The 9,566-nt window shown below is 67.8% G+C and carries 6 protein-coding genes; 1 reads left to right on the forward strand and 5 read right to left on the reverse strand.

The genetic code is table 11. The features are described 5' to 3' along the window. From VF697_RS27145 to sthA, 5 genes are all read right to left on the reverse strand, one after another. Positions 1 to 1,434, reverse strand: a 1,434-nt coding sequence (locus VF697_RS27145; RefSeq protein WP_331099629.1) for an HAD-IC family P-type ATPase, incomplete at its 3' end; no start/stop codon positions are given. Between the two features lie 247 nt (positions 1,435 to 1,681). Continuing rightward, on the reverse strand, positions 1,682 to 5,023 hold the full coding sequence (locus VF697_RS27150; RefSeq protein ID WP_331099630.1) for an NACHT domain-containing protein: 3,342 nt from the start codon (positions 5,021 to 5,023) through the stop codon (positions 1,682 to 1,684). 67 nt (positions 5,024 to 5,090) lie between these two features. Then, on the reverse strand, positions 5,091 to 6,272 hold the full coding sequence (locus VF697_RS27155) for an ATP-binding protein (RefSeq protein WP_331099631.1): 1,182 nt from the start codon (positions 6,270 to 6,272) through the stop codon (positions 5,091 to 5,093). A gap of 54 nt (positions 6,273 to 6,326) precedes the next feature. Further along, the gene (locus VF697_RS27160; protein ID WP_331099632.1) at positions 6,327 to 6,932 is read right to left on the reverse strand and encodes an RNA polymerase sigma factor; all 606 of its coding nucleotides are present in this window, start codon (positions 6,930 to 6,932) and stop codon (positions 6,327 to 6,329) included. 82 nt (positions 6,933 to 7,014) lie between these two features. Continuing rightward, a complete protein-coding gene (gene sthA / locus VF697_RS27165) occupies positions 7,015 to 8,412 on the reverse strand; it encodes a Si-specific NAD(P)(+) transhydrogenase (protein ID WP_331099633.1) in 1,398 nt (465 codons plus the stop codon). A gap of 179 nt (positions 8,413 to 8,591) precedes the next feature. Between sthA and VF697_RS27170 the strand changes: the two genes are divergently transcribed. Further along, a complete protein-coding gene (locus tag VF697_RS27170) occupies positions 8,592 to 9,527 on the forward strand; it encodes an MBL fold metallo-hydrolase (protein WP_331099634.1) in 936 nt (311 codons plus the stop codon). Positions 9,528 to 9,566: the final 39 nt, after the last annotated feature.

Below are 9,566 nucleotides of genomic sequence, written 5' to 3' on the forward strand. Positions count from 1 at the left end.
GAGCCCCAGCGCGCACGGGCAGGCGATGATGAGCACCGCCACCGCGTTCACCAACGCGTGCGCCAGCCGCGGCTCGGGCCCCAGCAGCGCCCACAGGAGGAACGTCAGCGCCGACACCGCGATGACCGCCGGCACGAATACCGCCGCCACCTTGTCCACCAACCGCTGAATCGGTGCGCGCGAGCGCTGCGCCTCCCCTACCCGCCGCACGATGCGCGACAGCAGCGTGTCCCGCCCCACCCGCTCGGCCTTCATCACCAGGCTGCCCGTGCCATTGACGGTGCCGCCGGTGACGCGGGCGCCGGGTGCCTTCTCCACGGGCATGGACTCGCCCGTCACCATGGACTCGTCCACCGCGCTCTCGCCCTCCAGCACCACGCCGTCCACCGGCACCTTCTCGCCAGGGCGCACACGCAGCGCGTCCCCCACGCGCACCTGCTCCAGCGAGACGTCCTCCTCGCGGCCATCCTCGCGCAGCCGCCGGGCCACGGCCGGGGCGAGGCTGAGCAGCGCGCGCAGGGCCCCCGAGGTGGCTCGGCGGGCGCGCAGCTCCAGCACCTGTCCCAGCAGCACCAGCGTGGTGATGGTCGCCGCCGCCTCGTAGTAGACGGGCGCCGCGCCCCCATGGCCGGTGAAGGCGTGCGGGAGCAGCCCCGGCGCCACCGTGGCGAAGACGCTGAAGAGGTACGCCGCGCCCGTCCCGAGGGCGATGAGCGTGAACATGTTGAGGTGCCGGTTTTTCACCGAGGCCCCGCCGCGCTCGAAGAAGGGCCAGCCGCCCCAGAGCACCACCGGCGTCGCCAGCGCGAACTGCACCCACGCCAGCACCCGCGCGTCGAAGGCGTGAAGCACCGGCTGGCCCGGAAGCATCTCGGCCATGCCGAGGAAGAGCAGCGGCAGCGTGAGGACGACGCCCACCCAGAACCGCCGCGTCATGCTCAACAGCTCGGGGTCCGGCTGCTCCTCGGGCAGCACCGTGCGCGGCTCCAGCGCCATGCCGCACTGGGGGCACGCTCCCGGCTCGGTCCGCACCACCTCCGGATGCATGGGGCACACCCACTCGGTGCGGGCCGTCATCGTCACCGGCTGCTCGGGCTCCAGCGCCATGCCGCATTGGGGGCAGGCCCCCGGGCGCTCCTCGCGGACCTCGGGGTCCATCGGGCAGATCCACAGCGTGCCCGGCGGCGCCTCCACCGGCTCCGGCTCCACCTGGGGCGCGAGGAATTTCAGGGACTCGGCGGCGAAGCGCTCCCGGCACTTCGGGTTGCAGAAATAGTACGTCTTGCCCTCGTGGACGTGGGTGCCGCCCTTGGGGGCGCTCGGGTTCACCGACATCCCGCACACGGGGTCCAACACCGTGTCCCCCAGCGCTGGGGGAGGGCCGTGCCGGTGGCCTGCGTGGGAGTCGTGCGAGTGCGTGTGCTCGTGGGCCATGAAGGACTGCTCCTTTCTCCCGGGAGAACGAAGCGAGCTCCAGACCCTTACAGTGCTCACGCCACACCCCTGGCTACGGCCCGGGACGTCACTGGGCCCCCTGCCTGCCAAGCGGGCGTCTTGGGGGGTCAGGGTCTGGCACGAGCGAGGCGCCGAACGACCCAAAGAGTTGGGTAAAGAAGCACTCTTGAGGATGCTGTCCGCAGCGCTGAGACCGTTTCATTGCCCTTGCGTGCAGGGGCTTTCCTCAAGGCTCCTTGCTTGCCGTGGAGGTGGTCGCTTCTGAGCCCTCGCTTCCCTTCACAGCGAGCTTCCAGAGCACTTCGATCGCATCCTGCTTCTCATTCAGAGTCGGAGCCTTCTTCGCGATTTCCATGAGCGGGCTCAAGGCGGCCAGAGGTTCCAATTCACGGAGTCCAGCGATGGCACTCGCTCTGACCGTTGCATCAGGGTCGCGCAACGCTTGAATCATGAACGCTTCACTTCCCTTTGCCCTCAGTTGCCCCAGGGACGATAGTGCAGCCGCACGGATGCTAGGGTCTGAATCTCTGGCTGCGGTGAAAAGCACAGTATTCACTCGCTCGTCATCGATCAAACCCATCGCTTCGATGAGCACATGACGCGCCTTGAGCGAAGTGTCCTTCGTCATGGCGAGAAGCGCGGAGATTCCACTCTCGTGCTTGGCTAAAGCGAGCCTGAAGGCGGCCAGTGCTCGGACACCCACATCATCGCTTGCGAGGCTGTCGACGGGAACTTCTGACCTCAAAGACATCAGGTCCAAAAGCTGTCGAACTTTCGCTGTGTGTGCATCACCCTTCGCCGCAGCACTTTCCAAAAATACAGGCCCCTTTTCCAGAAGCAGCACCCGACTGGTGGCGGATTGAATGCTCTTCTCTGGATGCTTCAGCCCCCTCTGCAAGAGGTCATCCAGCGCCTCGGGATTGATGATTTCCGAGAACCGCTTTCCAGCGTTTCTCCCAAAAAGGGACATCCTCGCAAGGACGAGGATGAGGCAGCCCGTAACCCCCGGTTCCGGATCGCGAGCGATCGTGGTGAGGAGGTCTTTCGAATTGGGGAGACGACTAGAAAAGAGCGAATAGAGCGCGCCCATACGAATGTCGTGCTCTGCCTCGCGAGCAAGCTTGGCCAACGCCTCAGCGGCAATGGGCGTACCCAGCTTCCTCAAGGATTCACAGAGAGCCAAGCGGCTCCACCTAGACGTATATTGCAGGCATGGGAGCAGCGCGGATTGCGCGCGCTCCCCCCTCAACTCCCCCAATGCGAAGATCGCCCTAGCTCGAGTCCACTCGGCTTCGCTCTGGAGTTCCGTCGTCCATACGTCCAACAGGCGCTCCCTGAAATCAGTCAGGGCCAGCTCGCGCAGGAGTGGTTCGACGACCGCATCAGGCATACGCCGATTCCAATAGGCTACAGCCCGTGCGATTTCCTCTTGGAGCTTGAGGGGCAGCGTATCGCCTGCTTCGCTCGCGAGCAGTGCCGCCAGATAGATCTGCTTTCGTAAGAGCGCCGTGACGTACTGGCGACCTCCCTGTTCCTCGTGCTCCAGCACGCGCCGGATGAACCGCTGGGTCGCCTGGGACCTCTTCTGGATGAGCGCCATGTACCCGACGCCCAGGCGCAGGACCTCCTCCCAGCGAGGATCGAAGAGGTGCTCGAACGCGACCTCCTCGAACCGCTCCGAGGAGAGGAGCCCCACCGCGGTGAAGAACTCCTGGAAGGTCAGGTGGAGGAATCCCCACTGCCCCGCACCGCGCTCCAGGAGGATCTGCACTTCCTTTCCCGCACGTTCGAGAAACTCCCGGGCGGACCGCTCCGCGTCCCCCAGGGTGCCTCCGTCGCGGGCTTGAATGGCTTCCGCCAGTACCTGGATGACGAAGGCTTCGGGTGCGGCTCCGGTGGGCCACTCCTGATGCATCCGCAGGGCCAGCTCGCCCAGGATGGGCACGGCCTCCTCTTCGTACCGGATGCTGCGCGTGTCGCTCTCGCCCACCACGATGCGGCGAGCGTTGCTCCAGGTCTCGCAGAGCGTCCGCGAGAAGACCTCATACGCCTGAACCCGGTGGCGCGGGAGTTGCCCCTCGGCCCGGTGAATCAGCACCAGGGCCGAGAGCAGGAATGGATTGCGAGCGAGATCTCGAAGGCGCGGGTTCCTGAAGAGGGCCTCCAGGAGCTTCCCGGACTCGCGGTCCGCACCGATGTCATCGGGAGTCCCATCGTTCTCCCAGCGTCGGCAGGCCCGCTCGAAGGCCCAGGCGTAACGACGCACCTGCTCATCATTGAGGGGGCCCAGCGTCGTCTCCGCCCCCTCGGGGAGCGAGAACCCGGAGTAACCCATCACTCGCGCCGAGGCGACGAAGCGGTTGCGTGAAAACCGGGCGCAGAAGGTCTCCAGCCAGCGGAGCATGGAGGCGCGTGCCTCACTGCGCACCTCGTCGAGTCCGTCCAGGAGCACGAGGCACTCCCCGGCCTCGAGCGTGCGCTCCAGGAAGCCACGCAGCTCCGTCTCTCCGCCCACGTTCCGGTCGTGGAAGTACACCGCCAGGGAATCAATGACGGAGCCCACGGAGCCGAGTCGCTCGCGGATCTCCGCCAAGCGCCCCACGCTGACCATGATCGGAAGGAGGCGCTCCGAAGGGCCCAGGTGCTCCGCCCAGGACAGCGGGCCTCCAGCCGCCATCACGGCCAGCCAGCGCAGCACGGTCGTCTTGCCGGAGCCGGGGTCTCCCAGCACCACCAGCGAGCGGTTCCGCTCCACGAGCCGGGTGATGGGCTCCAGGAGGTTGGGAGGCGCAAGCTCTCTGGGGGAGCCGCTCAACGCCAGCGGGTCCTCGTGCGGTCCACGGCCTTCCAGCAACTGTGAGGCCGAGGGCAGGAACGGGCGTGGCTGTGCCTTGACCCGCGCCTCCGGCGGGATGAACACCTCACGAATGTCCAGGCTCGGGGGTTGTTTCTTCTGGAGCGGGAAACCCACGTACCGCAGCCGTCGGACCTCTGGGCTGCTCACGTAGCGACGAAAATCCTCCCAGAGCCTCAGGTCCTCGGCGGGTATGAAGGCCTTCTGATCCTTCCGGGCCGCCAGGTTCGCGGGGAAGACATACGCGGCGACTCCATCTCGAGCCGTCATTCCCAGCAGGCCGAAGCGTCGCTGCTCGGCCTCGGAGAGGGTCAGGTACACGTCCTCGGTCACGGTGGTCCCGTTGATGGGCGCGACCTGCTCCAGATGTGTGCACACGTCGATCGCCGGGTGCGCCAGCCGTCCTGTCTCCGGGTTCCACGGGACGCTCGCGGCATGCACGGCAATCCGGACCTGCATCGCGAGGTCCACGATGAGACGCTCGCGGATGGCCTCGGCGGCTTCGAGGGCCCGGGCGATGGCGGACTTCCGCTCGTCTCCCTTGAAGAACAGCATCACCCCATCGCCCTGCCATTGGAGCGGCTGGGCCGCGGCGAGCTTGTCGGCGACGAACTCGACTCCGGACGTGTACTGGGCCCGGCGGCGCAGGCTCTCGGCTTCTGGCAACTCCCGGGGCAACCCCGCCAGGTCCAGCTTCACGAGCGCGAGCAGCACCGGTGTTCCCGCGGGCGTGCTCTCCCACCAGGGCACACTCCCAGCCGCCTCGGGGTCCACCGGAGCCTCAGGCATGAGGGGCCGCCCCTTCCAGGCGGAGCACGACCCGGAAATGTCCTGCCTCCAGCGAGAACTCAGGAGGAGGCAACTTCCGCTCCCGCATCAGGCGGATCATCTCGGGCACCCCCATGCCCACGCTCTCGCGGCGCCGGGCCCGAGCCAGCAAGCCCGCCAGCACGGGATTGCGGCGTTGGCTGATGCCCCCGACCCGGATGCCTTCCAACGTGAGTTGGTTGAGGAGTTCTCCCGGATTCACGATCTCCACCCGATCATCGAAGACGAAGATGCGAACCTGGGAGGCGGCCCGGTAGTCCCGATGGGCCACGGCATTGATGATGGCCTCGCGCAGGACCTTTTCCGGAAGGCCTTCTTCGACACGCTGCAAGCCCTCCACGTGCGAGGGCGCCCGCAGGTTCCTCTTCAGGAAGGACGCCGCTGCGTCGATCTGTCCGAGCAGTGGCCCCTCGAGTTCCTGCCGGTCGGCGAAATCCGAGGTCACCTCCCTGCCTGGAAAGCGGACGGCCGAGATGCGCGCATCCCGAAGCCACCGTTGGGGTTCACGGCCGAAGAGCAGCATCCCGGTGACGGTGGGCGTTCCGGTCCGGTCCAGGCACTGCAATCTCTCGAGCAGTCGCAGCCAGACGCTCTCCAGGTCCGGCTCATCATAAATGGAGGCGAGAAAGGCCCGCGCCGCACCTGGCTCCAGGTCCTCCAGCCGAGCCCCTTCCACCGGTTGTTCGTCGAAGTGGTAGTCGGCGGATTGCAGGAGGCGGATCAGCTCCTCGCGTCTGGCCTCGCGGGACTGGTTCGAATCCCGGACGTAGTACTTGCCCCCCGCGTGGTACGGCCGGTCCGGGCTGAAGCGGGGGACTTCCACGACGAGCACCCGCTGGCCCTGGGCCTCGAGCTTCTGGATGGGGCAGATGATCGCCGGCTGGATGCCGTTCTGGCAGAGCTGGCTCACCTGGCGCATCAGCGCGTCCATCTGCTCCAGGGTCCCCGCTCCACTCACGGTTCCGTCGTCCTCAACCCCAAGAAAGAGATGCCCTCCCTTGGTGTTGGCCATCGCGGCGATTGCCCGGGCAATATCCTTGGGGTCCACCTGGTAGTTCTTGAGCACCACGCTCTTGAACTCCGTGACGGCGTCCTCGCCCAGCTTCAACCGCTTCTCCAGCTCGTCGACAGTCATGGCGGGCGCATCTTGCCGTGCGCACCGCCTCCTGCCTACTCGCTCCTGGCCCGCTCAGGCGGGCGTCTTGCAGCCCCCGCCCGGCTTTCCGCAGGTGCAGTCCAGGCAGCCGTGGGAAGCACAGGTGCCGCAGCTCCGCTCCAGCTGCTTCTTGAGCGCCTGCCGCGCACGGTGCAGCCGCACCCCAGCGTTGTTGGCGGTGATGCCCGCCTCCTGCGCCACCTCGGGGATGCTCCGCCCCTCCAGGTCCACCTGGCGCACCATCTCGGCGTACTCGGGTTTGAGCGCGGGCAGCAGGTCGTGGATGCAGGCGCACACGGTCTGCGTCAGCTCCGGGTCCGGCCCCATCTCGGACACCTCGCGGGCCTCGCGCTCCAGGGCGCGCCCCTCGACGGACTGCCGACGGTACTGGTCCACGAGCGCGTTGCGCAGCAGGCGGTAGAACCAGGCGACGGCGCCCTCTCCGTCCTGGAGCTCGCCCCCCTTCTCCAGCGTCCGCACATAGGCGGACTGGAGGAGCTCCTCGGCGAGGGCCCGGCTGCCCACCCGCCGCTCCAGGAAGCTCAGGAAGCGCCGGTGGTTGCCCACCAGGGCCTCCACGACCTCCGGGTTCACCGCTCCTTCACCCTCCAGCAGAGGGGCTCCGTCACCGTGCCGCATTCCGTGCCTCGGGCGCTCCCGGCACGCGCCATGCGCACCGGTCCCCCCTTTCCTATCCGAGCCCCGAGGGGTTTCAACCCCTTCAGAACAGGCGATTGAGGCCGTTGAGCGCGGCCACCCGGTAGGCCTCGGCCATGGTGGGGTAGTTGAAGGTGGTGTTGATGAAGTAGTCGATGGAGTTGCCCGGCCCCTCCTGCGACATGATGGCCTGGCCGATGTGGATGATCTCCGAGGCGTTGTCCCCGAAGCAGTGGATGCCGAGCAGCTCCCGCGTCTCCCGGTGGAAGAGCAGCTTGAGCATGCCCACCGTGCGGCCCGTAATCTGCGCGCGCGCCAGGCTCTTGAAGAAGGCGTGGCCCACCTCGTAGGGCACCCCATCTCGCGTGAGCTCCTGCTCGGTGCGCCCCAGGCTGCTGATCTCCGGGCTCGTGTAGATGCCCGTGGGGATGTCCTTCACCAGCTTGTGCTCCAGCCGTCCCTCGACGATGTGCGTGGCGGCGAAGCGGCCCTGGTCGTACGAGGCGCTCGCCAGCGAGGGGATGCCCACCACGTCTCCCACCGCGTAGATGTGGGGCACCACCGTCTGGTACGCGTCGTTCACCTGGACGTTGCCGCGCGAGTCCAACTGGATGCCCAGCTCCTCGAGCCCCAGGTTCTGGGTGTTGCCCGTGCGTCCGTTGGCCCACAGGAAGAGGTCCGCCTTCAGCCGCTTGCCGCTCTTGAGGTGGAGCACCACGTCGTCCTCGCGCGTCTCCACCCGCTCCATCATCTCCTGGTGGCGGATGAGCACCCCCTGCTCGCGCAGGTGGTACGAGAGCGCGTCGGAGATCTCATCGTCCAGGAAGGACAGGAGCCGCTCGCGCGTGTTGATGAGGTCCACCTTCACGCCGAGCATGCGGAACATGGACGCGTACTCGCAGCCGATGACGCCCGCGCCGTAGATGATCATCGTCAGCGGCGTCTCGCGCAGCGTGAGGATGCTGTCCGAGTCAAAGATGCGCGGGTGCTGGAAGTCGAGCTGCGGCGGGTGGTAGGGACGCGAGCCCGTGGCCAACACGAAGGCCTTGGCGGAGAGCAGCTCGCTGGCGCCCCGAGGCTCGCTGACCTCGACCGTGGTGGCGTCCCGGAAGCGCGCCCGCCCCACCACCAGCTCCACCCGGTTGCGCTCGTAGAAGGTGGTGCGCAGCTGCACCTGCTTGGACACCACGGACGAGGCCGTCCGCATCATGTCCTTGAACTTCCAGCGCTGGGCCAGCTCGACGCGCAGCTCCGGGTGGTCCACCTGCACGTCCACCAGCCGCTGGATGGCGTGGCGCAGGGCCTTGGAGGGGATGGTGGCGGTGTGGGTACAGGCGCCACCCACCAGCGGCTGCCGCTCCACCACGCACACCCGCTTGCCAGACTTGGCGGCCTTCATGGCGGCCCCCTCACCACCCGGGCCAGAGCCAATCACCACGATGTCGAAATGCCGCACGCTCATGGCCGCGGATATTTCTCCACCCCGGGGGTCTCGGGAAGAAATCACCTGGGGGAGAGCGGGGGACAGGACACTCCCGCCCCAGGGGCCCCCGCGCGCCGACATCGCCCTTGCACCAAGGCCCGCGACGGAACATGACAGGGGGGTGGACCGGCACCTCGCGCGGCCCGACGGAGAGCCCCATGCCAGTGCGCTTCAAGAACCTGGATGGCAGTATGCCGCACCCCTTCGGCAACGTCCTCAAGTGGGCCGTGGGCGACAAGCTCGCGGGCAGGCGCCGCAAGAGCCCGGACCATTGCCCCATGCGCCGCGTGGAGCCGGACCTCGCCATGCTGGCCACGCCGCCCGCTGCCGGCGAGGGCGCGCGCCTCACCTGGCTGGGCCATGCGAGCTGGCTGGTGCAGCTCGACGGGGTGTCGCTGCTCATCGACCCCGCCCTGCGTGACACCATCACCGGCTTCATCCGCCGCAACGTGGCCCCGGGCGTGCCCCTGGAGAAGCTCCCTCCCATCACCGCCACCCTGGTGTCCCACAACCACTTCGACCACCTGGACATGCCCACCGTGCGTCAGGTGGGCGCCCCCGTCGTCAGCGGGCTGGGCATGGCGCGCTACTTCCCCCACGGCGCGCTGCCCGTCACCGAGCTGGACTGGTGGGGCTCCACCCAGGTGGGCCCGGTGACGGTCCACTTCGTCCCCGCCCAACACTGGAGCCGCCGCGGCCTCAATGACGCCAACGAGACGCTCTGGGGTGGCTTCGTGGTGGAGGGCTCCAGCGCGCGTGTCTACCACTCGGGGGACACCGCCTGGTTCGAGGGCTTCAAGGAGATCGGCCAGCGATTCCCCGCGCTGGACGCGGCCATGCTGCCCATTGGGGCGTACGACCCGGGCTGGTTCATGGAGAAGCAGCACATGAACCCCGAGCAGGCGGTGCGGGCGTTTGAGGCTCTCGGGGCCCGGCACTTCCTCGCCATGCACTGGGGCACCTTCAAGCTCACCGACGAGCCCCTGGACGAGCCGCCCCAGCGGTTGGATGCCGAGTGGGGCCGCCGCGAGCTGCCACGCGAGCCCCTCCACGTGCTGGCCGTGGGCGAGAGCCTCACCGTCCGCCGAGGCTGAGAGGCAAACCGCCCCCTGGGCTGCGCCAACGGTGACCCG

This window comes from Archangium sp. (genome assembly GCF_036388035.1).
Taxonomy (GTDB): Bacteria; Myxococcota; Myxococcia; order Myxococcales; family Myxococcaceae; genus Archangium.